Genomic DNA, 24,585 nt, shown 5'->3' with positions numbered 1-24,585 from the left:
CGAGAGCGTTGCTCCCGATTGGCGCCATCTGCACGATGGCGCTCGTCGCGTGTGCACGCAAAGAAGACCCCAAACCCGCGCAAGGCTTACCATCGACCTCGTCGGCGAGCGCCACACCACCGGCCGCTGCTGCGAGTACCGATAAATCCGCGACGCAGGGAACCCCGCAGGCCTCATCCAGCGCCGAGGCGGGGCGCAACGCTCTCAACGTCGTCCTCATTACCATCGATTGTCTCCGGGCGGACATGCCATGGGCCGGTTACCCGAAGCCCATCGCTCCGCGGCTCACGGAATTCGCATCGAAGGCCGTCGAGTACACGCACGCGTATTCGCTCTCGTCGTACACCTCGATGAGCGTGGGAGGCTTCCTCTCGGGGCGCCTCCCCGGCGAACTGAAACGTGACGGCTACTTCTTTGGCACCTACGCCAAAGAAAACCTGTTCTTCCCCGAGCTCCTGCAGGACGCCAAAATCTACACGTCGGGCGCGCACGCCCACGGCTACTTCAAAAAGTCGGGTCTCGAGCAAGGCTTCGACTCCTGGGAGCTCGTTCCCAATCTGAAGTGGAACAACACCACGGACGAGAACATCACCTCGCCCGAGCTCGAGGCCATTGCGGAACGTCAGCTCTCGGATCCGCGTGCCGACTCGGGCCGCTTCTTCGCCTGGGTCCACTTCCTCGACCCGCACGACAAGTACATGACCCACGATGGCATCTCGTGGGGCAAAACGCAGCGCGACCGCTACGACGGCGAAGTCACATTCACGGACCGCTACGTCGGCAAGCTCCTCGATTTCATCGCCTCACGCCCTTGGGCCTCGCGCACGGCCATCATCATCACCGCCGATCACGGCGAGGCCTTCGGCGAGCACAAACAATACGTCCACGGATTCGAACTCTGGGAAAACCTCGTCCGAGTTCCCCTCCTGGTCTCCCTCCCCGGCGTCCCCGCGCGAAAAATCGACACACCCCGCAGCGCCATCGACATCGCCCCCACCATCGTCGACCTCTTCGGCCTCACCCCACCCGATTCCTTCCTCGGCAAGAGCCTCGTCCCCGAAGTCCGCGGCACCGCCGCCGATCCGCGCGACATCCTCATCGACCTCCCCGCCACGAGCGACAACGACCGCAAGCGCGCCTTCATCCACGGCGACCTCAAGGTCATCGCCTCCGGCGAAGCCGACCTCCCCCAAGTCTTCGACATCAAAGCCGACCCCGGCGAACTCACGCCCATCCGCGGCACCGACGCCTCGAAGGAAATCGTTGCACTCTACAAAGAGCGCCAGAAGCCTTTACAAGACGTCCCACCGACGAAGTGCAAAGAGGGATGTCTCAATGGCGGGTATCGGAAGAAGTAGCGCTTGTTTGGTTTCGTCCGAATTTTTTTACGTCTGCGTTTTCGTTTGGAGTTCAGTCCAACTATTTTTCCAAAGGCTCTCAAAGTCCGGGAGCGTCAGTCTGTTCGCAATGACCTTTCCATCGAAAGTTATGGGCACACCATGCGTTGCGAAGACAGCGTCGTCCGGGATCAGACTAGGTAGTGAACGCGTATTGATGATCACGGTAAGTGAGCCATCTACGTACGGTTCGGCTTCAGCGATTGCGAAAAAAATAGCTTCTGCTACGTCATTCTGAAGATTTCCGAATGGCCCGCCCCCTAGCAAGGTGAAAACAACTCTCCGCTTTCCAAGATCGATGGCTGCAAGGAGGGTCCCGAGATAGGCGGCTCTCAGGAGACTCTTGGCAATCGCGACTTCCTCCCAACTGCGGTCCGGACCATGTTCCCCGAGCGCAACGGTTGACGTAAAGACTTGCGCTATGCGCTGCTGCGAACCGCGGGGCACCGGTCCACCCCAGTCGCAACCGAAAACGACCTGGAGCTGATCGTGAACACCGACGCGTATATGGTCGAATCGTTCTTCGAGCACTGTCGCGAGGCGCGTACGATCGCGAACACGGTTAATCGCAAGATGGCCCGCTCGTATCTCAGCAACCGATTCGTCGAAGACATCTTCGAGAAGGTTGAGTGCGCCGGCGTCCGTTTGTTCGAAGGCTTCTCCGCCCTTCGATTGCATGAAATAGTGGCGCAGGAATGTTCCTGGAAATGCCGAAACCGACGCCCGTCCTCCTTGCGAACTGTAGCTTAGATATCGATGCACCGGAAGTATGGTCGAGCCGCGCGCCCACAAGGAATTGAAGTGCGAAGCTACTTGAAAGAGTGTGCCTTCGGGTGCAGTCGCCTGTAGTGTTCCAATATCCGTTAGAGGGTGGACGCCGGCCAGCTTTACAATACGAATGCTGCCTTGTTTTGCACTTGGTCGACTCTGAATTCTAGCTTTGAGTTCGCCGATGCTCGGTGTCGAAAATTGCCCGGCACAATAGCGTTGCCCAGCCACACTAAGGGTCGCCACACCATCTGCTTCGAACGAGAAGCAACGTTCCGGCGAGCTCGCGACTGTCGCTTCCGTCTGTGCGAGCAAATCGCGTACCCTGTCTGTTATCGAGCCGCCGTTGACGACCGACTCCAACTGCTCGGTGGAGGCGAGGCCGACCGACGTGACTGCGTACCACCTGCCGAGGATCGTGCCTTCCTCACCATCCCAGCATGCTCCAGTAAGATCACTGCCCGAGATGTCGAGATTATTGATTGCTGCGCCTCGGAAGTCGGCTCCAATGGCCTCGGCGCTACCCAGATGAGTACCGATAAGTGTCGCTTTACGAAACGAGGTTCTTCTAAATCGTGCACTATCCAACCAGGCGTCGCTCAAGTCGGCACCCTCGAACGTCGCATCGTCGGCGAGTACTTGGGTCAGGTTCGCTCGGGCCAATCGAGCGCCGATGAAGGAAGCTCCGGCGAGTCGTGCATTGGATAGTGCGACGCGTTCTAGTTGGCATCCGTCGAATCGGGCGCCGTCAAGGTGCACGAACGCGAGGTCGACGCCGTTTAGGTCTTCACCTGAGAAGTCGATCCCACGCAGATCCTCGTGTCTGGGCACTTCTTCGGAGAACGGGAGCTCGCGAAGCTTGTCACCCCAATGCTCATCGTTGGTGCGTAAACTCTGAAGGACGGCGGCTCTGAGGCGGTGTCCTTGCTGCGTCAACCATCGAAGCCGAAGATGTTCCTCCATCAGAGCGCTCCGCTGTCATCGTTGGGGTTGAAGTTCGGGTTTGCATGCCATTCGTCCACCTTGAGATTGCCTCGCCTTTCAACCACAATACCCCAGGCTTCGATGTACTGTGGTGGGATGCGCGCAGGAAGCGCGAATTCGCCTTCGGCAACCATCAGATTTCCGCGATACGTACCATCCGCCCGGCGCACCCTCCCTTCAAGTTGTTTATTGACGTTCCAATACGGAACACCTCTGATCTTGTAGACCCAGCCTCCTTCGTCCGCCCAATAGGCTGCGCCTATTCTTGTGCCCGGAGGACCCGAAGGCTCGAGGGTCGCCCCGCGGAAGGCAGAATCGTTGACATTGTTATTCGTGTACTTCCAGAGCTCTTCGGCATGCGAATGCAGGTCCCAGTTGTCTCCCTTTGCAGGCAATCCGTCCTTCAGAGCCACCTCAGGAGGGATCTGGCTTGTTCCGTGGTGTACGCGTCCCTGCCCATCGGGGGGGATCGGTTTGCCGTTGACCGTCGCAGTCTTTTGCGCCAAACGCTCGGGTTTTTGTCCGGGCTTCGTCCCCTTTACATGCGGGGCCGCTTCCTCCTGATCGACTTGTACCGTTGTCTTGTGTGTGCCGTCTTTGGTGTGCCCTTCGGCCTTTGGCGAATTTCGTAGATCGAGCTTCTCCTTAGGATTCTTGAGCTTCTCCAGCTTCTCCTTTGGCGATGGGCCAGGAAACTGTTTCGGCTGTTTGGTGAGATTCTCGGCGTCGAGCTTGGTCCCTTTTACATTGATGCGGAAAAGAAGTCCCGCGACGACCAGATTGGTCAGGAGCGCGCAAGCCTTCTCGAGCGTTTCCGCGGGCGTGAGATTCGGGTCCGCCTCGATTGCCTTGTACTGCTCCCACGCCTCCTTTGTGAGGAGAATTCCCTGCACGAAGTCGGTGCCGACTTGCCCAACTAGAATGGCGTTTATGACGCCGCGGCTGGTCTGCACCGTGACTTGCGCGCCCATTTTCCAAATGGCACCCACTCCAAGTGCGTTGCCAACGATGGTCAGTGCATCGAAGGCGTCGGCTTTCCAGCTGTTGAATCCTTCCTCATAACGTTGGCCGATATTGATGGCTGCCGAGGCGCTGCTCGAAAAGATCGATACCCAGATTGCTGCGGATACGACCTGCGACCCTGGCACGGGTGCCACGAGGGTGACGACGCCTGCGACCGCCGCTGCGACCAGACCGAGCCGGTTGAAGAATGTGGAAACGCTATCCCCATAGCTCGAACCATCGGTCTCGAACTGGCGCTCGATGTTCGTCCCGAGGTCGGGAATATCTGGGATCTTGATGCGTATGGCGCCTGCGGGATAGCGATTCTGTTCCTTCCATTTGGCGAGCGCTGCGTCGAATGCTGCCAGTGGCGCGATGCCGGCACCATAATACTCACCGTCGTATTCACCAGTGAGGGTCTGTATGGTTGGGTCCGTCCAATCCACGATTCTCCAAGCATTCCGGCCCGTCCGTACGGCAAAGACGCGGAGCTTGGAGCGTCGCTGCGTTTCTCGGTCGAAATGCTCTGCAGCAAGAATGAACCGCTGCTTACCTTGGGTTGACTCAAGTCGCTTCGGTAGGCGATCGCGCAGTTCGATCAGCTTGTCCCATTGTTTCTTGTGCCGTGCTTCGACTTCTCCGGGACGGGGCGGCTTCTCTTTGGCGATCTGCTCGATAATGTGAATCTCGCGGGTCACCGCATCGAGAACCCCGTTCGGGTCGTCAGCCTGAAAGACGAGTGCGGGTCCAAGGGCCAGCACGTCGCCGAGGGGGGCCACCTCCTGGTCGTACGAAAACTGCACCGCCCCCTCGTCGACAAAGCAGACGATTCTGTGCCGTCCTTGATAGTCGAGCTTTACGCGCTCCCAAACCACGGGGCGGCCTGTGGCGGGTTGGCTCGTTTTGGTCGCCCAGAACGGAGCGCTCTTTGGGAAGACGACGAACCACCAGGTTAGGAGCGTCGAAGGATCCTTCGCCTCGGGACGTTTTTTCACCAGGGTGAACGTCATGACGGCGCCCACGCTCACGGCGCGTGCCTGCGGCGAGGCAACGATTTCATAGTCGTTGATGTCAGCCAATGGCCGTCCCCCCCTGATCGTCCCCCGAGGTGCCGGGCGTTGGCGTTCTCATGGCAACGACGGTGCCTTTGGCGTCGGGGTCTACGCGACCTACGGTCAGGAAGTACTCGACGACGCCCTCGTTCTCGGTGCCTGCCACGACTCCTTTGATCGCTTTCGTGAATCCTTGACCTGCGTCGTCGAAATAGGCTTCGTAAGCCGCGGCGATGAACCGCAGTAGCGTCGAGGACTGACTCAGTATACCGAGCAAGGCCGGAATTTCTTGCTGTGCAATCGCGCGATGCGCGCGGGCTGCGAAAGCTCGCGCACGGATCTGATCGAAATCGAGGTATTCGATTTCGTATGCACCGGAAGGGGCGTCCCGCAAGGTCGCTTCTCCCTGTCGATCGAGCCGCCCTTCTCGTACGCTGCCGTCCGCGAAGTGGACCTTGAAAGCAACTTCAGGAATGGCCAAGCCGTCTTGGCTGACGAGCTGCAACTTGACCGTCGTCGTCTCCTCTTCTTTCGGATTCTCAGGCGCTCGTTCCTCAGGGGCCTCTCGCTCGACGAGCAGGGATCCTCGATCGAGCGGTTCGACGCAGAGGAGTCCGTGGCGGACGGCTCGTTCCAAGTCGTTGCCAATTGCCCTGAGGTAGGGGCCATGATTCCGCTCTCGCAGGAGCTCTCGGGCCCGCGGATGGCGCGCGGTGGGGTACACCGCCTCGTGCAGATCGAGCAGCTCTTGTACCACTCGTGGATCGAGTGCGAAGAGCGTGTACGGCGTGGCGCAACCCACGATCTCCTGGATTCTGCATCTCATCCAGAACTCATCCTTGTTGGACAAGCGCTTCGATGCGTCGCCTCCCTCGCCGACAATCGTGATGCGGTAGTCACCCGAGGGGGCGTTGTGCACATCCCAGGAGGACTCCCTGCCGAAGCCTCGTCGCCAGAGCGAGATCACGGTGCTGATGCTACCGAGTTGGAGGCCATCACACCCTTAAATCGGCCGCTCCCACCCCGTGTTGCGTGAATTCTACAGCGAGGTGCATCCATCATGGCACCACAGCCTACCCCGAGCGCGTGGCCTCGGGCGAAGCCCGACTTCAATTGAGCAGCACGAGGAAACCTGGAACCCTCGTGATCCGGCCGAGTGGCTTCCGCTCGACAGGACGGCGCTGCGTTTACCTAGTCCGATTGCCAAGGCGCCGTGACGAGTAGGCCATCGCGATATCGCACGGCTGCACTTTTCGAAGTGCCGAGCCATGTCGTGTCATAACCGGGACCCTCGACGCGAACGCGGCTACCGTCGTGGGGCAGACCGTCGGCCAGCGACTCGAGAAGGACCGCGGCGACTTCGGTGGGGATGCTCATCGTTTCGTGTTCGCGCGCGGGGCCGATCGTTTTCTCCACCTCGGGCCACATCGCGGGATTGATTCGGTAATAGACATAGAACCGATACAGAATCGGGGGAACCCATGTCGATTGATCGGGATCGGGCACGGCGACCCACCGCACCGACTCCACGCCGGCGGGAGGCACGGACATGTATTTTCCGAGTTTGGCAATATCGGTCTTTACCTCGAGTGAGGTCGCGTCCATCGTTCTACCCTTCTCGGCGGGGTTCTTCCGGGAGCACGAGGCCGACGTCGACAAGCTGGCCACCACGAGGGGCCATCCAAGCGCCCGAAGTAGACGTTTCATCGCGCCGTCTTCCCCGTGCGCATCCCCGAGCGACGCGCACGCATCAGGGCACCACAGCCCACTCGACACTCGGAAAAAGCGGGATCCCATCCCCCGTTGCTCGCAAGGCATCCGCCACGCGCACGAGCGTCTCCCATTTCAACGAGGGCGCGGCGCCGATGATCACGCGATCCTCGGCTTCGGGATAGCGTGCCCGCAGTTTGCCTGCGCACGCGGCGAGGCTCCCCATGTCGAACACGCCTTTTGCCATCAGCGCCGACGCATTCTCGCGTGGCAATGCGCAGTTCGCCCCTATGTAGCCACCGCGCACGCGAATCGAGGCGCCCTCGTCCGAGACGAGAACCACGAGCCCCAACGACGGAGCATTCCCCGCCCCCGTCGCGGGCGAGGCGCGTGAGACGAACTCGGTGGGCGAGCCATTTCGGCGCACGGCGAGGTGGAACTTCGTTACCTCCGTCACGGAGGCCGTGTACAGCGTCTGTATCACCAGTTGATACGGAGTGGCGGGATCGAAGGCAAACACGAGCTCGTGCCCGTGATCCATGGCGCGAAGCACCTCGCCCAGTGGAGCAATGTAAATGCCATCGCGTGCTTCAGCGAAGGGTAATCGTACGATGGGAGGCCCCGCATCGATGGAGATGGCCGCACGCGAAACGATGACGATATGCCATTTCGTCGACAACGGTGTCTCCGCCGAGGAGGATGCAACCACCGTGTCCGAACCAAGACCACGTGGCGAAGAGGCCGCCGAAACCGAAATGGCTTCGCGCGCATTCTTCGAGAGCGGAGGCGTGGTCGTCCTCGAGCTCGAACACCCGAGCAAGAAGAGCATCGAGGCCAGGGATAGCGTGGTCCCCCGGGTAAGCATGAGCATCGTCCCTTGGGCTAGCACAGTTCGCGCGATGCGTTTCGCGTCCGCGCGCCCCTCACCTTGACGATCGGCCTCGCTGCGTCACGTTTAACCTTGCCGCGGGGGGCACGGTCGCGCGGCTCGCGCGCATGGTACGGTCGGCTCGGTCACATGTTCGGAAGCGGCGGAATGTCGCGGTGGTTCGCCTCGATGGGCCGGGCGCGTCGCCCGCCTCGGAGCCGGCCCTGCGCTCGCACGTGCTCGTGGTGACCGGTGCGGCGGCCGCGATGGGGCGCGCGTACCTGGACCACTTTGCCTCGTTGCCCGGTTGGCGTGGCGTGGGCGTCACGCGAAGACGGCCGCCCTCGGCATCGCCGCACGCGTTTCTCGATGGTGTCGATTTGCTCGATGCCGACGTAACGTCGCGATCGCTCCAGCACCTGGCGCCGACCGCGGCCGATGAGTTGGTTCTCGTGCATGCCGTGGGCGCCTTCGCTTTCGAAGCCGACGGCGCCCCCAAGCACGATGCCGATTGCGATGGCATCGACGACACCGTCTACCACTCGAACGTGACGACCTTCGTCAACATCGCCACCGCGCTGCTCGAGCTTGCGCGGAGCTCGTGCTGCCGGCTCACGCTCTGCGCGTTCGGCTCCGTCGCCGACAAGTACCGCGTGCGCCAATGGCAGTCCTACACGCGCTCGAAAGATCTCCTGCGCGGCTTCATTCGCCGCGTCAGCGCCCTCATGCCGGGGAGCGTCCGTGGCGTCATTGTCAATGTCAGCACCACCGATACGGGCAACGAGCGCACATTGCGACCTTATGCCGATGCGCGTTATTGGCTCACCCCATCCGATGTGGTCACCGCTTCCGCCCCGTACCTCACGCATTGGCACGACGGCTGGGTCGAGTTGGACGTCGTGAATACCGATCATGCCATTTCTCCGGAGGAGCACTACGCCGAAGAGCGCGTCCTCGCCCGCTGGTATCGTGAAATGGGTATTCCGCGCTGACCGTGAGGCGCGTGGCGCTATATCTCGAATTGCACTCTCCTATTCGAGTGTCTGGCACATCGTGCTGCCAAATTGCACTCGGCCTCGACAATGGCGCGGGCGGCTCGATGTGGTGATAGCCTCGGGGAAAAGGAGCCGACCATGAACGAAAAGGCCGATCCGACTCGTTTTCATTCGGTGGATGCGCAGCGTCCCGAAGCCTTCATTCAATTCCTCGATGCGCGCAGGGCCATCGGTGACGAGCTCCTCGTCAAACGAACCATCATCGATCTCCTCGAGCTGGAAAATGGTCACCGTGTGCTCGACGTTGGCTGTGGCGCCGGGGTCGACACGTGCGAGGTCGCCGCAACGGTTTCGCCCAACGGCAAGGTTACGGGGCTCGATCGCAGCGCGGCCATGGTGGCGGAAGCGCGAAAGCGCGCGACGAGTTTGGGCCTATCCGTGGACTTCGTCGAAGGCGACGCGCAGTCTTTGCCTTTCGACGACGCGTCGTTCGAGCGTTGTCGCATCGAGCGCGTGTTGGTGCACGTGCCCGATCCGCGCCTCGTCGTTCGAGAGATGGTGCGCGTGACACGGCCAGGGGGCATCGTGGTTGCCTCCGAGGTCGAAGTCGAAATGTGCTTTCTCAATAGCACCAACGAGGACTTGGCCCGCCGCATCCCGCAAAGCCTCGCCGACGGGCTGCCCAGCGGGAGAGCCCCTCGCCGCGTCCAGCGCTACTTCATCGAGTCGGGCTTGCGCGACGTGCGGTTGGTCCCGCGCGTGGTCATGAACACGGTGGCCTTCATGAAGCTCGCACTCGGCACCCGCATCCAGCACCTCGTCGCATCCCGACAAGCCACGTCCGACGAGGTCGAAGCCTTTTGGGATGAACTCGACGAGGCCGAGCGCAATGGCTGCTTGTGCTCGGGCATCGTCTGCCTGACCGTTGCAGGTCGCAAGCCGAACTAATTGGAACGGCGCGTGCTGCTCAATCAGGTACGGCCTCGAGGACGCTGATCCATGAATCGGTCGGCATGGTGCGGTTCAAGCGAAGTTTCGATCGCTCGAGGAGCGCACGGAATTCATCTTCCGTGCGCTCTCGACCGCCGCGCATGCTCACCAACATGGTGAGATCGAGAAACAGGGTCGAGTTCGACCGCGCGTCGACGTCCCTGGGAACGATGCGCTCGAGCAAAATGAGCTTCGCGTTGGCTGAGAGCACCGAACGGCAATTCTTCAATATTTGCAAAGCATGCTCGTCGTCCCAGTCGTGAACGATGGACGAAAGCAGATAGAGGTCGCCCCCCGAGGGCACCGCTTCGAGAAAGCTCCCCGCGATGCACTCGCACCGGTCCGATAGCCGCGCCTCCTGCATCTTCGGCGTGGCCGCTTTGATGGCATTCGGCAGATCGTAGAGAATGCCGCGGGCGGCAGGGTTGGCGTGCAAGATCTCGCGCAGGATGGCGCCTTGTCCGCCGCCGACGTCGACGATCGTGCGAAAAGGCGTCACGTCGTAGACGGTCAAAAGCGCTCGCGCTTGGCGCCGTGCCATCGCGTTCATCGCATCGGCGTGGACTTGCAGCGACTTGGGATTCTTTTCGAGATATTCGAAAAAGCTCATTCCATGCTTGCGCTCGAAGGACGACTCTCCGGTCTTGATGCTGTGAACCATCTCCCGGCCACCCTGGGGCGGGAGCAGGGCCAGCGCACGCATCGAATAAGGTGCATCGGATTCGAGGAGCTTGCCGATGGGGCCATTGGAAAAGGCCCGAGGCGCACTCTCTTCGAAGACCTGGGCCGGCGTCAGCGCGCGCATGGCACGATAAAGCGCGCCGGGATGCGCACCAACCGCACGCGCGATGTCGTCGACGTGTGTCGCGCCGGCGCGAATGGCATCCGCTACGCCCAAATACGTCACCGCGTAAAGGGCCGGGCCGAGCCAGACGCCCGTGACCAGCTCCAACAACGCCACATCAGGTTGTCGACCGGAATCTCGTGTGGACATTGAATTTCTCCGAACGGTCCCATTTCGAACCAAAATTGAATAGATTGGGAAATCGATGGTTGGAAAAGTCGCCTTGGTCACGGGGGGAAGTCGAGGCATTGGCGCCGCCATCGTGCGGGCGCTCGGTGCGCGGGGCTTCAAAGTTGCCATCAATTGCCTCAAGAGCACGGATCTCGCGGCAAAAATTCTGCGCGAGTCGGGCATCCAGGGCGCCGTCTTCAAAGCCGACGCCACGAACCACGCCGAAGTGGCCGACATGGTCCGCGCGATCGAGCGCGAACTCGGGCCGGTGGATGCCGCGGTTCACAATGCCAACGTTGGCCTCGTGGGGTCGGCATTCGCAGGGCCCTTCCATCTCACGCCGTGGGAGGACGTGAAGCACAAATTGCTCGAGGAAATGGCCGCGTTCCATGCTTTGTGTGCGGCCACGGTTCCGGGCATGGTCGATCGAAAATGGGGCCGCATCGTGGGCGTCAGCACCATCGTTTCGCGCTTCGCGAGCGTAGGCACCGGCCTTCACGCAGCGGGCAAGGCCGCCATGGATGCTTCCTGCCGCACGCTCTCCAAAGAGTTGGGGCCTCATGGAATCACGGTCAACATCGCCGCACCCGGTTTCATCGAGACCGACGTCACCGCGCACGAGTCCGAGGCATTGAGGCAAAAGGTGGCCAAGATTACGCCTTTGAGGCGTCTGGGAACGCCGGACGACATCGGCGGGGTGGTGGCCTTTTTATGCTCGGACGAGGCACGCTGGATCACCGGCCAGTACATTCCGTTGAACGGCGGCGGAAGCACTGTCTAGTTCTATCGTTACGGCAAGGCTGCCGAACGACCGCGCTTCCTCGCCCAGCGCTCGCGCGCCGCGATGATCCACGCAGGGCCCGCGGTGCCGCGCGGGGGAGGGGCATCGTGATGATTCTGCCCCAGCGCGAGCTCCGGCACGACCCACCCAGGCCGTTTCGGTGCCTCCTCGGCGAGAATCTCCAGGATTTTGCGGCGATTTTTCGATTGCACGCCGTCGAACTCCTCGCGATCGTCGGAGAAGACCACGAAGATGGACACGGCCGGGTCGAGCTGGTCGGCGAAGTCGAGCGTTCGCCTCGTCTCGTCCAGCGTTTCATCTTCGGCTCCGAGGATGAACGTGTGTGAGTCCATGAGGCCATATTCCTCGCACAGCTCGCGGGTGCGAAGGACGTCTTTCAAGCCGAATGGCTTCTTCAGCGCTTTCAAGATGCGCTCCGTGCCCGCGTCCGTCCCGATCTCGACGCCGTAGCAACGCGCGCGCACCATCGCTTCCACCAGCTCGGGCGAGAACGCCGCCGGCGTCGCGTAGCATGTCCAGGGCAGGGGATTGTCCCGCGCAATGAGCTCGTTGCACAATTCGAGCGCCGCCTTTGGCGGAACATTGAACACGCTGTCGACGAAGAATACGAACTTCACGCCGGGCACCTGCGCGCGGGCCAGCACCTCCTCGGCGACGGTCTTGGGATTTCGAACCCGCACCTTGCGCCCCTCCAAATCGGGGTAATCGCAATACGTGCAGCCGAAGGCGCAACCGCGCTTCGTCTGGATGTTCTCCGTACCCTCCCACTCGTAGTGCCGCGGATCGGCGAGGTCGCGTGCGACGGGCGGCAGCATATCGAGATCGCTCACGATGGTGGCGCTGCGGCGAAGACGCTGCATGGGAAACACGTCGGAGTGAATGACGTTCTCTCCGTGCAAAATGGTCGGTGGCGTCTCCCCGCGCGCCACCATGTCGGTCAGCTGACGAAATGCCCGTTCGGCTTCCCCCACGATTCCGTAGTCGGCACCAAGCCGTTCCATCAAGTGCTTCGGTCGCAGCGAAAATCCCGCGCCACCGAGAACCAGCGGTGCACGCGTCGCTCGTCGAACGGCTGCGGCCATGTTGGCGTAATTTTGAATCAGACCCTTGCGCCCTCCCACGTCGTACGCATTCGTATGCAGATTGCGCAATCCGAGTGCGACCAGCTCGGGATCGAAATCGCCAATGGTCTTTTCGATGGCACCCAAAAAATCGGGCTCGAAACAGAGGTCGAGAACGCGGACTTCGTGCGCATCGCGGACAGCGCCTGCCAGCGCCAGAACTCCAACCGGAACGACGGGCGATGGAATCACCTCGCGATTCGCGGAAATCAAGAGAACCCGCATCTCGACCCCTCTTTCTCGTGTATTTTTATATTACGGAGTGCACTTGAACGTGCCTCGTACCTGATCACCTTGGGCATAGAAGCCCGTCGGCGCGAAATCGACGACCCGGTTGCTATCGACCATCGGGCAGGTAATCTCGGCGTCGTAATCGACGAAGCCCGTTGCCGGGTCGAAATTCATGTTGCCCGAAAGGCCATCGAGGTCGATTCCCTGGCCAGAATTCAAAAGGCCGAATGCCCGGGTGATATCGTCCGTACCGGTGCGAACGAAGCCCCCCGGAGGATTGAACTGGGTGAGCGTCGCCGCCAAATTCTCGCCCGTCAGCGGTTTGTTTCCGTTCGCCACGATCGCGTACGCCGCGAGAAAAACGGAGTCGTACCACTGGTGCACCAACGTCGTGCCGGGCGATCTCGAGTCCAAGGGGAACTGCTTGAACCGCGTCTTGAAGTGCCGCACCCACTGATCGATGCGCGATTGCAGCTCCGGGGGCAGATGGTTCGTGACGGAGAAGAAGCGACTGCGCATCGGCGGGATCGCCGTCAAAACATCGTACAGCGGCACGAACGAGCCGAACACGGACACGAGATCCATGTGATACGGCAGCCGCGTGCCCTTCGGCCATTGCGTGAGAAGCGGGAAGGTGGCGAGCGCAATCGAGCCCGGGGCCACGGCATGAAGAATGATGTGCGGCTTGAAATTGAGCACGCTGCTCACCGCCTCCGCGACCTTGAGCTCGGGCGCTGGATTGCCCACGTGATCGATGACGTTGCCGATGGTCACCGCCAGGTAGTTCCCGTCGCTGACGTTCGCGGTGAGTGACTTCCCGTTGTAGAAAAGCTTCTCCTCCATCTGGCGACGGGTGTTCAAGCCCAGGACGTTGTCCTCGTAAATGATCGCCACCCGAATCGGTTCGGTGACGCCGTCCGCACGCAAGCGAGGCTCCAGCTCCCTTTGAATGAGGAGCTGCGAGACCTGGGTCATCTTCTTGTCGTTGACCGCGAGGCCCCAGGCCATGGGCGTGGGCTCGGGTTTGATGAGGCTCGTGCTCAGGCTGAGCGGAATGATGTCCAACACCTTGTTGGGGCGAAAGACCTGCTCCTCGGCCAAAAGGACGTTGGCCTGCGCAATCGGCCCGATGTTGACCGGTATCTCCAGGTCTTTCACGAGGTGGTTCGCCGCCACGACGAGACCATCGAATCCGTTGTGGAAGAACTCCTCGCAGGAGACGACCACGAGCGGGCGAATGTCCGACGAGCCGTCGGCCGAGGGCAAACCGCGCACGATCCGCGAGATGTCTTCCTGACCGAGCTGCAACGCAGCCTCGGTGAAGTCGGCCAGCGCGCTATGGCTGAATGGTGTGATCGCGCCGATGACGATGGCCTTGTCGTTGAGCAGCTGGTCCTTCTGCGCATAGACGCGCGGGCACTCCGGCGAGGTGAGTTGCGCGCACTTGTGATCGCTCTTTCGGCAGATGGCCGCCAAGCCACCGGCCTTGTCGATGCACTCCTTGTTCGTCTTGCACAGGTCTTGGTCGGCGGCGACCTTGACGCAGGTCCGCGTGCTTTTGTCGCACGTCGTCCCGGCGAATTCGGGGCCGCGTTCGAGGCACTCGGCTTCCGTCGTGCACTGGATGGCGGTGGTGTTGCTCGTGAACGTGCAGCCCTGCGCGCCGAAGGCGACGCCCAGCGCCGCTGCGAGCACGAGTCCACACCAGCGACGTGCGTTCGAACCCATGTTCCCTCTCCTCATTGCTGGTACCTGCGGTGGCTCGGGTCGGCGTTCACCATGGCGGAAATCTTGGTATCGGCGCTGGCCACGTTCGTGCGGCCTTGCGCCACGCAGGCGCGTACGAGATCGCCCTGCAGGCCGATGCTGACGAAATCGCCGTAGCTGCGGTTTCCGATGAACCCGTGCGCATTGCGAAGTGCACGCACCTCGGAAATGGCTTTCGCCAAGCGCGCGCCGTGCTTTTTCCATGCCTCCCGGAGCGCCGGATCGGAAACGGCATAGACCTCCATCACCTTTGGCTCGTTGCACGAGATGGCGAGCTGGCCTCGCGCCTGGCACGCGTTCTCGCACTCGATGTTCTGGCCGCAATTCAGCCGGCCTTGGCAGACGAGCGACGAGCGGGTGCCCTTGCACTCGCCGACGCACACCCCATCGCATTGAGCCTTCTTGGCCGTGCATTTGCCGCTGCACTGCGTTCGAGTGCCGGTCCCGAGCCCCGAGCGGCAGGTGCCCGCGCACAATCCGGTGCCGCACGTGCCGCCGGAAAAGCGCGCGAGCGTAGGCCCGGCGCCCGCATTGAAGTCCGTGCATTGCGCGCCGGCGCAGTATCCGTTGGCGCCCTTGCTGCAAACGCCCACGCAGGTGCCCGCGCAATTGCCGTCCGCGTTCGCGGGCGGGGGCGAGCCCGGTGCCGGAGCCGCGCCTGCGTCCGACCCGGCGTCGGTATCGGGTTGATTGATGGGCGTTCCGTCGCATTTGCCCGTGCACGTGCCCGCGCAGCGGCCGGTGAAGCGCGCGGCGCATCCGCCTTCGCATTCCCCGGACCATTCCCGGCCCGTGCAGGTACCGATGCATTCGCCCGTGCAGGTCGTGGGGCCGCCGGGCGGAACCTCGCCCACGCAATCGCCGGTGCACGTCAGCTTCTCACCGGTGGTCACGCAGGTGCCGGCGCATTCTCCGTCGCACGCGCCGACCAATTTGTCCGGTTCGCACTTGGTGGCGTCGCATGCCTCGGCGCACGTGGACATGCACTCGGCAACCGCGGTTTCCTGCACGGTACAGTTGGGCGCAAATCGAAGCTCGCCCCAGAATGCGCTGCCGGGAGGTGGCAACGGCGCAATGGTCGACAATTGGTCGACGCGTGCGGCAATGGGTTTGCACGCGGCGACGACATCGCGACCCGTCGTGAGGCCGAGGTCCGAGCTGATGGCGTTGCACGCATCTTTCATCTCGGTTTCGACGTCGGTCGCGCGTTGAAGCAGCATATCGCCCGACTCGAGGAAGGCGCGCAATGTCGCGTGCGGCGACCCGGGATCGGCCGACAATTGGTTGCGATCGCAGGCGTCGACGACATAGACGGCGTCGTCTTCGCGAGGATCTTTCAGGCAACTTGCGAGTACGGAAACAAATCCCCCCACGGCGAGGCAGGAGCCGCCGAGGACGAGCCACTTCTTCCACACCATTCATCCCTCCGGCCACGCGCGACGCCGCATGGTCAAATCCAAGTAGCCCAAATCCAAGTAACAAGACACCCTAGCGCCTCGGAGTGCACCATTACGGACATTCGTTGTCAAGCGCCGGTCCTATATGCGACAGTGTTCGATTTTGCCAGTGCAGCTGATGATTGCCCTTTAGCCAGAACGAGCGACCGTCTGAATGGCGTCAGGTTCACGCGCAATAGCCGGTGCGGAACGGTCTATCTCATTGAAAGTCATGAATTTTGAAAGCGAGTGGCTATATTGAGTCTCGGGACGTCGTCTGGCGCGTGCGGATATCTCTACGCCGCGCCTCGTGCGCAATTTGGTAAATTTCTCCTAGGGGATTGAAGTGCGACCGCTCGAAGGGATTCGGATTCTGGACTTGGGTCGTTTGATACCCGGGCCTTATGCCACGATGGTCCTTGGAGATCTCGGCGCAACCGTCGACAAGGTCGAAGAGATCGACGGCGACCCCATTCGCCAATGGTATCCGCGGCGTGGCAATGAATCGGCGCTCTTTCTCGCGCTGAATCGGAACAAGCGAAGCATCTGCCTGGACCTGAAGAAAGAGGAGGGGCGCGTGGCGTTTCGCGCGCTGGCCCGCCGCGCGGATGTCCTGTTCGATCCCTTTCGTCCCGGCGTGCTCGATCGCCTGGGCCTCGGCCACGCGAGCCTTCGCGAGGGCAATCCGCGACTCGTCGTGTGTGCGTTCAGCAGCTTTGGGCAGGATGGTCCTCTCGCTCAGCGCACCGCGCACGAGTTGGCCTACCTTGCCCGCGCCGGCCTGCTCGGGGACCCGACCGGATCCGTCGCGCCGGAAATTCCATATTGCAGCCTCGCGGGGATAGGCGGCGCCATTTGGTGCGTCGTTGGAATTCTCGCCGCACTTGCGGAGCGAGCCCGCACCGGCGTCGGGCGAATCGTCGATATTTCCATCACCGAGGCGGCAATGGGCTTTACCACCCCCAGCCTCGGTGCCCTTCTTGCGGACGACGAATCCGGAAAACACGGTCTCGACGTGTCCGGGGGCACGTGTGCGCCATACCAGATTTATACAACGAAGGATGGCCGGCACATCGCCTTGAGTGCCCCCGAGCGGAAATCCTGGATGGCCTTTTGCGAAAGTGTTGGCCTCCCGGGCGACCTCTCGGCACTCGAACCTGGACCGCACCAAGAAGCGCTGCGCAATCGACTGGACACCCTTTTTGCGAGTCGCACGTTCGAAGAGTGGCGTGCCTTTTGCGCAAATGCGGATTGCTGCCTCGAACCCATTGCGTTCCCACGCGAATTGCCTGACGACCCGCAGCATCGTGCCCGTCATTTCTTCTTCGAGCTGCCATCTCCCTGGGGCCCGCTTTTGCAATTTGCGACTCCGGTGACGGATCGTGGCGCCGCCCATTCCTTTTCGCACACCCCGCCGCCGCGGGCCGGCGAGCACACGGAAATGATTTTGCGCGAAGCGGGCTTTTCCCCGGACCAAATTGCGACCATGCGCGCCCAACGCATCATTGCTTGACTCGCAATTTCGACCGAGCTGCCCTGGTTTCTGGCGTCTTTTCGCAGTACGTTCAGCACATGCGAAACGTCGCCCCCAAGGGGCTCGACATGTCGGTTTTGCTCGTATGCACGGCCATATCCGCGGCCTGCTCGAGCACGTCGGATCCAAAGGTGAACAACTCGTGCACGAACGTTTCCGTCGACGAGTTGAAAGAGCTGGTGGTGATCGACGAGGCCGTGCTCTCCGATGGACGCGCGAAAAACGGTACCACCGGTGCGTGGAGCTTTCGGCACGCCGTGCAGAACCTGTCGCCGCAAGATATGGACGCTGGCGAATTCGTTCGAGATTGGTTCGTTCATTGGGTGAGTGAGACGGAGTTCAACGGGTATCCGCTCGACCGGCCCAACGAAGATCGCGTGCTCGGGATGAATCAGCACGTGCTCTGTCCATGGCTCAAGGGTTCGCCGGAGAATGCGTGCAACGACGATTGCAGCACCTGCTCGGGGCAAAAGCTGGATCTTGCACGCGCTCCGTTTCGGCTGATCGGGATCGCGAATCGAATGGACGTGCGCGAGCAGCGTTCCAACGTGGTGAATGGCGAAGGGCGCTTCATTTATGCGCTTACGGATGGCCCGGCGGACGATCCGGCGTCGAAGCCACTGCCGATGACCGTCATTTTCGAATACGCGCTGCCGGCAGAGCGCACGGCGGGGCAGTGGGCCAAGGCTTGGCATGCACTGGGCCAGTTCCCATCGTTCGACGAGGGGTATCGCGCGGCGCTGCAAAGCGTCACGGATGGGTTTTCGGTGCGCGGGGCCCATCCCGAGGGAATGGCCGGCAGCGCCCTCGGGCAAGTACGTACGAACGAGGCAATCCTCAATTGGATCTGGCAGCTGCGCGAGTTCGGTCTCTCCAGCGATGGCACATTGCGACTGCGCCCGATTTGGAATACCCCGGCGGAGCGCCTCAATGGGAGTGCCGTGTTGCGCGACTTCGTGCTTTCCAATGCGGACGCAATCCGGTCCAACAACTACGAGATCCCCGTCTCCATGCGAGGGGGATCCGTGGATTCCTTCCGCTTCGCATGGAACATCCCCGGCGTGGACGCCCAGACCAGTAAAGCGTTCACGGAAGGCACCTGCAATGGCTGCCACTCCACCAATCCCACGGTTGACACGGCATTTCACATCAGCCCCTTCCGCGAAGGGCCGAGCCGTCTCTCCCAGCACCTGGTGGAGGACTTGAAACTGCGCTCCGCGAGTCTGCGTCGTGCACTCTGCACGGATTGAAACACCGTTATTTGCGTCTCGCGGAAATATGATTTCATGAAGCCCTCGCACGTCGCGTCGATGTAAATCGGTCCTGGTTAATCCCATGTTCATGGGCAATTGTGCGATGTTTGCGCTCTTGCGGAATCGCTTCGTCGTGGTTTTCTCTGTGTTAGAGTCGTTCACTGCGACGAGGAACCGTCGACGGTGAGGGGAGGGAACTCGCTTCGAAACGTCTCGTCCACGTCTTCGAAGTGAAGTGGTGAGATCTTGATCGGCGACCGTCCAGTGGCTTGTTCGTGGCCTCACTCCACACCGGGTGGCCGCGAGAGAAAGGTGCTCGGAATGCGGTATCATCGAATTTACAATTCATTGCTCGCTGCGGCCATCATCGCAGGCTGCTCGGGCGGCGAGCGGCCGGCGGAAGACAACGCCATCGAGTCCGGGCAGGAAACGGAACTCGCGGACGAAGTCGAAGCACGCCGCCGCGGCGCCTTGACGTATCACCTCGATCCGGCCGGAATCTTTGCCAATTACTCGACCAAGGGCCAGTTCGACGAGGACAACGAGTTCTTCGCGAACCTCGGCACCAACGGTCGCTCGTGTGCAACGTGCCATCGCCTGGAAGATGGTTTGGGGCTCACGACGTGGACCATTCAACGGCTGTATTACAAGACGCGGGGGCGTGACCCTCTCTTTGCCGTGGTGGACGCCGCAACGAGGCCCGATGCCGACGTCTCCACCGAAGCGGCCCGGCAGAAGGCGTACGGCCTTTTGCTCAACCGTGGTGTCTTTCGGATTTCGCTCCCCATGCCGCAGAATGCGGAGTTCACACTGGAGAGCATCGAAGATCCGTACAATTTCTCCACGCCGGAGAACATGTCGCTCTACCGCAGGCCGCTCCCCGCCGCGAATACGAAGTTCGTGGCCGGTACGGCCATCATGTGGGACGGCCGCGAGCCGGATCTCGGTTCGCAGGCCAACACCGCGACCTTGGGACACGCCCAGGCGAGCGGACCGCTCACGCAAGAGCAGAAGCAGCGCATCGTCGACTTCGAGACCAACGTCTTTACGTCGCAGGTCGTCGTATGGGGATTGGGAAGGGTATCGCCGGCGGGCGGTGGCCCCATCAATCTTTCGAAGCAGCCATTCGTCATCGGCGAAAACGCACTTCCGCTACCGCGGAATCCGCGCAATACGAACTCGTTCAATCTGTTCGAGGAATGGACGGACGTGAGCGATCGCGCACAGCAGGCGGTGCGCCGGGGCGAGGTCATTTTCAATTCGAGGTCGATTGGGAAGAATCCTCTCGGCCAGACGGCGTTCTGCACGAGCTGCCACTCCTCCTTCAACCAAGGAGGGAACGATTTCCCAGCGCCCGGCGCTTTCGCCAACATCGGCTCCTCGGGCGGAGGCCCCGCGCTCCTCCCGGGAACGAATGCCGAGCGGTTCCTCTCCAAAGAGTTGCCGATTTACACCTTCAAGAACATTGCCACCGGGGCCACGACCCAGGTCAACGATCCCGGTCGCGCGCTCATCAGCGGCAAATGGCTGGACATTGGCCGCTTCAAGGTCCCCACCGTGCGCAACCTGGGATCGCACGCCCCGTATTTCCACAACGGGAGCATGAAGACCCTGATGGACGTCGTCGTCTTTTACGATCTCACCTTGGCGCAACCCGCCGGCGTCCCCTTTACCGAACAGGAAAAGCTGGACCTCGTCGCGTTCCTCCAATCGCTCTAAGCGGTAGAAAAACGCCGGCGCTCGATGGAGCGCCGGCGTTGTCACTTTCATAGTGACTAGAACGAGCCGACGACGCCCAAGCCCGTCGGGCCGGCAGGAACGAGGCGGATTTCCGTGCGGGAGACGTCCTTCGGTTTTTCCGCTTCGCCGATTTCCGGCGTGTGGCTCAGCAATCGCACGGTGAAATACGTCGACACGCCCGCGAAGACCACCGTGGTGATCCCGAGGATGTCGGTTGCGGTGGCAAACGTCTGTGTCTTGTCGCGGGCGTTGGTGCGGTCCTCGGCACTCGTGCCCACCGATTGGAGCTTCTCCTCCTGATCGTGCTTCGCATTCAAGGTCAGCGCACCGAGGATGCCCGTGGCGATGCCGGCAGCCGCGGTCGCGCTCCATCCCACCACGGTGGGAACGGTCCACGGATTCGACTTTCGTTCGAGGATGGTCGACTTGGGCAGCTCGCTCAGCTCCAGCGAGATGTTCGACGTCTCCGAGCTGCCGATGGTCACCACCTTGGTGGCAGGTAGAAAGCCCGGACGCGTGATGGAGATCTTGCGGCGTCCCGGGTTCACCGAAAGCGGCTCCGCGAGCGGGAGTTCGCCCACCGCCACATCGTCCACTTGCACGGTACCGCGCGGCACGTTGGCCTTCACGTTCACGTGGGCGATGCGACCTTTCAGGCCGGTGATCTCCTTTTCGACGTCGGCGCGCCGGTCGGCGGCGATCTCGCTGCCGCCTTCGAAGAGGTAGCGCTCGAGCGCGATCTGCGCTTGCACGTAGTCGTTGAGCTGCTTGTACGTGAGCCCGATGTTGTAGAGGATCTTGTAGCTCGGGGCCATTTGCAGCGCGCGCTCGAACTCGATGCGTGCCGCGTCGTAGTTGCCGTCCTGATACAAATCGAGACCAAGTCGATAGCGCCGTCGCGCCTCGGCCATCTTGTCGACCGTTTGTTGCAGGGAACCTGGTCGCTCGGCCGGAGGCTTCTGCGCCCACACGGGGGCGGAGCTCAGGAGGGCCGCGGCGGCGAGCACCGTCCCGATCGATTTGGCATGAGGGCGGGATCTTCCAGTCATGTTTTCCTCATTCGCGTCATCAGGTGATCACTTTTCCCAGGGATCCCCGGGATCGAGCGGGTCGACGCGGCCGCGCGGCTTGGACGAAGGCGCGGGCGCTTCAGGGCTATTGCTGGCCGCGGGGGCCGCCGGTCCATTCGCCGGCGCGCCGCTGGGACGTGGCGCCGATGGCGCGGGCGGACGCGCTTTGCCCACGGGAGGCCGCGCGGCAGGTGCGGGCGGCGGCGCAACGGGCCGGCGTTCCTTCTCCAGGGAAATCTCGAGGTGAATGTTCGAGGTGTCGAACGCCACCTGCTGGACGTTGGGCACGTACCCGTCGGCTTTGGCCACGATCGTGTGCAGCTGCCCATCGCGTGGAAAGACACCGCGCGCCGGTTTGCCGAAAACGCGAACGTCGTCGATGAGGACTTCCGCGTGGGACGGCGCGACGTCGAGCAACAACTCCGTCTCGACCTTCGCCGCGGGCGCGCTGTTCGTCGCCGTTGGGGGCGGCACTGCCGCTGCCGGCGGCGCGCTTTCCATGCTGCGCGCGGCGGTCGTTGGAACGGTTGAAACGGCGTTCGGCCGCAGGACGAAGGCCGCGCCACCACCGATGACCGCGAGGGCCAAGGTCGCCGCGACACCCCAACGCCGGCCTTTGCGCTCCGGCGTGATCCCGGACACCTCGACGCGGATCGAGTCCGGTGCGCCGCTGTCGCGCTCGGGGGTGCGACTCAGGGTGGCCGACGTTCCCACCATCGAACCGATGCGCGACACGGACTGCGGCGCAAGGACGGGCACCCCGCTGACGTGACTCGTCTCGGGCGCCGAGAGACGCGCTTCGATGGCGAGCGCGATCTCCTTGCGCCGTTCGACGAACAGCTCGGAAATGAATCGCGACACGTCGGAATACGCGCCGCCCTGCTGCGAGGCGAGCACCGACTCGATGGCCTCCTTCAGCTCCAGGGCCGTCTGGTAGCGATCGTCGGGATTGGGCTCGATGGCTTTTTTGCACACCACGAGCAGTGCCTGCGGGATGCCGGGAAGGGCGACGGGCTCGGGGATTTTGTGGTTGGCCAGGCTCTGGAGGATCTCCATCTCGTTGGCACCGGCCCACATCCGCTTTCCCGTGATGGTGCGCCACAAGATGGCCCCCACCGCGAAGATGTCCGCCCGACGATCGATGGGCGCTACCGCGAGCAGCTGCTCGGGCGCCATGTAGGCGATCTTGCCCTTGATGGTGCCGACCTGCGTGCGGATGTTCGAGTCGGCCGCCTTGGCGATGCCGAAGTCCAGAAGCTTGGTGATGCCGTCGTAGGTGACGAAGATGTTCTGCGGCGAGACATCGCGGTGGATGACGTTGAGCGGCGTGCCGTCGAAGTCCTTCAGCTCGTGCGCGAAGTGAAGGCCTGCGCACGCATCGGCCAGGGCCCGCAATGTGACGGAGAGCGGCACATTGCCGTGCTTGGCGCGCGCGCGGCGCGTCAGCTCGTCGAGGCTCTGCCCCTCGAGGTACTCCATGGCGATGAAGTACCGCTCGCCGTCGAAGCCGACCTCGTTGGTCTGTGCGACGTTGGGGTGATTGATGCGCGCCGAGAGCCGAGCCTCGTCGAGGAACATCGTGCAGAACTCGGCCTCGGCCGCGAGCTCGGGGCGAAGCAACTTCAAGACCTGCAGCTTGTTGAAGCCGCCGGGGCCCTGGACGACGGCGAGCATCAAATCGGCCATGCCGCCGCGTCCCAACTCGAAAATGAGCCGATACTTCCCAGCCACAGTGGGGAGCCAGACCGAGCTCATGACGTTGGAAGACCGCGCCGTCGACATGGTGATTTCAAGGAAGCCCGCACCCTCCCCACTTTCGAGTACCGGAGTGAAGAGTATCAGTCCTCCAGAGTGGCCGAAAGCGGCCGCCAAGCTATCTCTGCAGCCGCCGACCCGTGGAATTGCACTGTAGGATTACGCGCAGGGTGTCGCGCCGAACCGCGCGCCGAGCCAGTGCTAGGCTACGCGCCCACGATGAAGATCACGTCGATCCCCTGTCTGTCGGACAACTACGCGTACCTCGTCGAGTGCGAGGCGACGGGTGAGAAGGTGCTCGTCGATGCATCGGAGGCTGCGCCGATCCTCGCAGCGCTCGAGGCGCGCGGCGTCCGCAAGCTCGCCAGCATCTGGAGCACGCATCATCATTTCGATCACGTTGGCGGCAACGAAGCGGTGGCGAGCGCGCTCGGTGTGCACGAGATCGCGGGGCATGCTTCCGACAAGGGTCGCATCCCCGGGCAGACGCGCTTCCTCGAAGAAGGGGAGTCGTTCACCGTGGGCGGTCTCCGCGTCGAGATTCTGCACATCCCGGGGCACACCACGGGCGCCGTCGCCTACGTCGTGACCGACAAGACCGCGCGCGCCGTCTTCACCGGCGACACGCTTTTCCTCGCCGGATGCGGGCGCCTCTTCGAAGGCACACCCGCGATGATGCACACATCGCTCTCCAAGCTCGCCGCGCTGCCGGGCGACACACAGGTGTACTGCGGCCACGAGTACACGAAGAGCAACCTCCGCTTCGCCGCCCACGTCGAGCCGAGCAACGCCGCCATCCGCGCGCGTGCCGAACACACCGAATCACTCCGCGCCGCAGGCACCCCCACCGTCCCCGGCACGATGTCCGACGAGCTCGCGACCAACCCCTTCCTCCGCGTCCGCTCCCCCGAGATCCGCAAAACGCTAGGCATCGCCACCGACGCGAGCGACTCCGACGCCCTCGGCGCAATTCGGGGCGCGAAGGACAAATTCTAAGAGAAGAAATTCACAGGGAGACGGGGAGGCGGGGAGATTTCTTGATTTGGTTCAACGCGAACCAAACCCAAAAATCTCCCCGCCTCCCCGTCTCCCTGT

At 62.3% G+C, this 24,585-nt stretch carries 19 protein-coding genes; 8 read left to right on the top strand and 11 right to left on the bottom strand.

Annotation, left to right across the window (positions count from 1 at the left end):
- Window positions 1-35: 35 nt before the first annotated feature.
- Window positions 36-1,358 carry a sulfatase gene (locus LZC95_31155; GenBank protein ID WXA90901.1) on the top strand — a complete coding sequence of 441 codons (1,323 nt, stop codon included), beginning with the start codon at window positions 36-38 and terminating at the stop codon, window positions 1,356-1,358.
- Between the two features lie 27 nt (window positions 1,359-1,385).
- On the opposite strand, the gene LZC95_31150 is transcribed toward LZC95_31155, so the two are convergent.
- The 5 genes from LZC95_31150 to LZC95_31130 form a co-directional block, all read right to left on the bottom strand.
- Window positions 1,386-3,128: a pentapeptide repeat-containing protein gene (locus LZC95_31150; GenBank protein WXA90900.1), complete on the bottom strand. Its 1,743-nt coding sequence runs from the start codon at window positions 3,126-3,128 to the stop codon at window positions 1,386-1,388.
- A complete protein-coding gene (locus LZC95_31145) occupies window positions 3,128-5,230 on the bottom strand; it encodes a hypothetical protein (protein WXA90899.1) in 2,103 nt (700 codons plus the stop codon). Before LZC95_31145 ends, LZC95_31150 begins: the two co-directional genes overlap by 1 nt.
- The gene (locus LZC95_31140; GenBank protein ID WXA90898.1) at window positions 5,223-6,029 is read right to left on the bottom strand and encodes a hypothetical protein; all 807 of its coding nucleotides are present in this window, start codon (window positions 6,027-6,029) and stop codon (window positions 5,223-5,225) included. Before LZC95_31140 ends, LZC95_31145 begins: the two co-directional genes overlap by 8 nt.
- A 365-nt stretch (window positions 6,030-6,394) precedes the next feature.
- The gene (locus tag LZC95_31135) at window positions 6,395-6,910 is read right to left on the bottom strand and encodes a hypothetical protein (GenBank protein WXA90897.1); all 516 of its coding nucleotides are present in this window, start codon (window positions 6,908-6,910) and stop codon (window positions 6,395-6,397) included.
- A 43-nt stretch (window positions 6,911-6,953) separates the two neighbouring features.
- Window positions 6,954-7,784 carry a hypothetical protein gene (locus LZC95_31130; GenBank protein ID WXA90896.1) on the bottom strand — a complete coding sequence of 277 codons (831 nt, stop codon included), beginning with the start codon at window positions 7,782-7,784 and terminating at the stop codon, window positions 6,954-6,956.
- Between the two features lie 173 nt (window positions 7,785-7,957).
- Between LZC95_31130 and LZC95_31125 the strand changes: the two genes are divergently transcribed.
- On the top strand, window positions 7,958-8,773 hold the full coding sequence (locus LZC95_31125; GenBank protein WXA90895.1) for an SDR family oxidoreductase: 816 nt from the start codon (window positions 7,958-7,960) through the stop codon (window positions 8,771-8,773).
- 141 nt (window positions 8,774-8,914) lie between these two features.
- A complete protein-coding gene (locus tag LZC95_31120) occupies window positions 8,915-9,724 on the top strand; it encodes a methyltransferase domain-containing protein (GenBank protein ID WXA90894.1) in 810 nt (269 codons plus the stop codon).
- A gap of 19 nt (window positions 9,725-9,743) precedes the next feature.
- On the opposite strand, the gene LZC95_31115 is transcribed toward LZC95_31120, so the two are convergent.
- Window positions 9,744-10,760 carry a hypothetical protein gene (locus LZC95_31115; protein WXA90893.1) on the bottom strand — a complete coding sequence of 339 codons (1,017 nt, stop codon included), beginning with the start codon at window positions 10,758-10,760 and terminating at the stop codon, window positions 9,744-9,746.
- A gap of 55 nt (window positions 10,761-10,815) precedes the next feature.
- Between LZC95_31115 and LZC95_31110 the strand changes: the two genes are divergently transcribed.
- Window positions 10,816-11,562, top strand: a complete 747-nt coding sequence (locus LZC95_31110; protein WXA90892.1) for an SDR family oxidoreductase — start codon at window positions 10,816-10,818, stop codon at window positions 11,560-11,562.
- An 8-nt stretch (window positions 11,563-11,570) separates the two neighbouring features.
- On the opposite strand, the gene LZC95_31105 is transcribed toward LZC95_31110, so the two are convergent.
- From LZC95_31105 to LZC95_31095, 3 genes are read right to left on the bottom strand one after another with little or no spacing between them, the layout of a single operon-like run.
- Window positions 11,571-12,929 carry a cobalamin-dependent protein gene (locus LZC95_31105; protein ID WXA90891.1) on the bottom strand — a complete coding sequence of 453 codons (1,359 nt, stop codon included), beginning with the start codon at window positions 12,927-12,929 and terminating at the stop codon, window positions 11,571-11,573.
- Between the two features lie 30 nt (window positions 12,930-12,959).
- The gene (locus tag LZC95_31100) at window positions 12,960-14,663 is read right to left on the bottom strand and encodes a hypothetical protein (protein WXA90890.1); all 1,704 of its coding nucleotides are present in this window, start codon (window positions 14,661-14,663) and stop codon (window positions 12,960-12,962) included.
- An 11-nt stretch (window positions 14,664-14,674) separates the two neighbouring features.
- The gene (locus tag LZC95_31095) at window positions 14,675-16,120 is read right to left on the bottom strand and encodes a hypothetical protein (GenBank protein WXA90889.1); all 1,446 of its coding nucleotides are present in this window, start codon (window positions 16,118-16,120) and stop codon (window positions 14,675-14,677) included.
- 364 nt (window positions 16,121-16,484) lie between these two features.
- Between LZC95_31095 and LZC95_31090 the strand changes: the two genes are divergently transcribed.
- The 3 genes from LZC95_31090 to LZC95_31080 all read left to right on the top strand — a co-directional run bounded on the left by LZC95_31090 (window position 16,485) and on the right by LZC95_31080 (window position 20,644).
- The gene (locus tag LZC95_31090; GenBank protein ID WXA90888.1) at window positions 16,485-17,651 is read left to right on the top strand and encodes a CoA transferase; all 1,167 of its coding nucleotides are present in this window, start codon (window positions 16,485-16,487) and stop codon (window positions 17,649-17,651) included.
- A 59-nt stretch (window positions 17,652-17,710) separates the two neighbouring features.
- The gene (locus LZC95_31085; GenBank protein WXA90887.1) at window positions 17,711-18,922 is read left to right on the top strand and encodes a hypothetical protein; all 1,212 of its coding nucleotides are present in this window, start codon (window positions 17,711-17,713) and stop codon (window positions 18,920-18,922) included.
- 324 nt (window positions 18,923-19,246) lie between these two features.
- Entirely contained in the window at window positions 19,247-20,644 is a 1,398-nt protein-coding gene (locus tag LZC95_31080) for a hypothetical protein (GenBank protein ID WXA90886.1), read from the top strand.
- Between the two features lie 56 nt (window positions 20,645-20,700).
- Here LZC95_31080 and LZC95_31075 read toward each other — a convergent pair whose 3' ends face one another.
- Together LZC95_31075 and LZC95_31070 are read right to left on the bottom strand one after the other, a co-directional pair.
- A complete protein-coding gene (locus tag LZC95_31075; GenBank protein WXA90885.1) occupies window positions 20,701-21,714 on the bottom strand; it encodes a tetratricopeptide repeat protein in 1,014 nt (337 codons plus the stop codon).
- Between the two features lie 27 nt (window positions 21,715-21,741).
- Complete coding sequence (locus LZC95_31070; protein WXA90884.1) at window positions 21,742-23,490, bottom strand: serine/threonine protein kinase; 1,749 nt, start codon at window positions 23,488-23,490, stop codon at window positions 21,742-21,744.
- Between the two features lie 219 nt (window positions 23,491-23,709).
- Here LZC95_31070 and gloB point away from each other — a divergent pair, with 219 nt between their 5' ends.
- Window positions 23,710-24,486 (top strand): hydroxyacylglutathione hydrolase, encoded by a 777-nt coding sequence (gene gloB / locus LZC95_31065; protein ID WXA90883.1) that lies wholly within the window; start codon window positions 23,710-23,712, stop codon window positions 24,484-24,486.
- Window positions 24,487-24,585 lie beyond the last annotated feature (99 nt).

This window comes from Sorangiineae bacterium MSr12523 (genome assembly GCA_037157775.1).
GTDB classification, from domain to species: domain Bacteria; phylum Myxococcota_A; class Polyangia; order Polyangiales; family Polyangiaceae; genus Pendulispora; species Pendulispora brunnea.
This window is presented reverse-complemented; position numbering and strand designations above follow the sequence as displayed.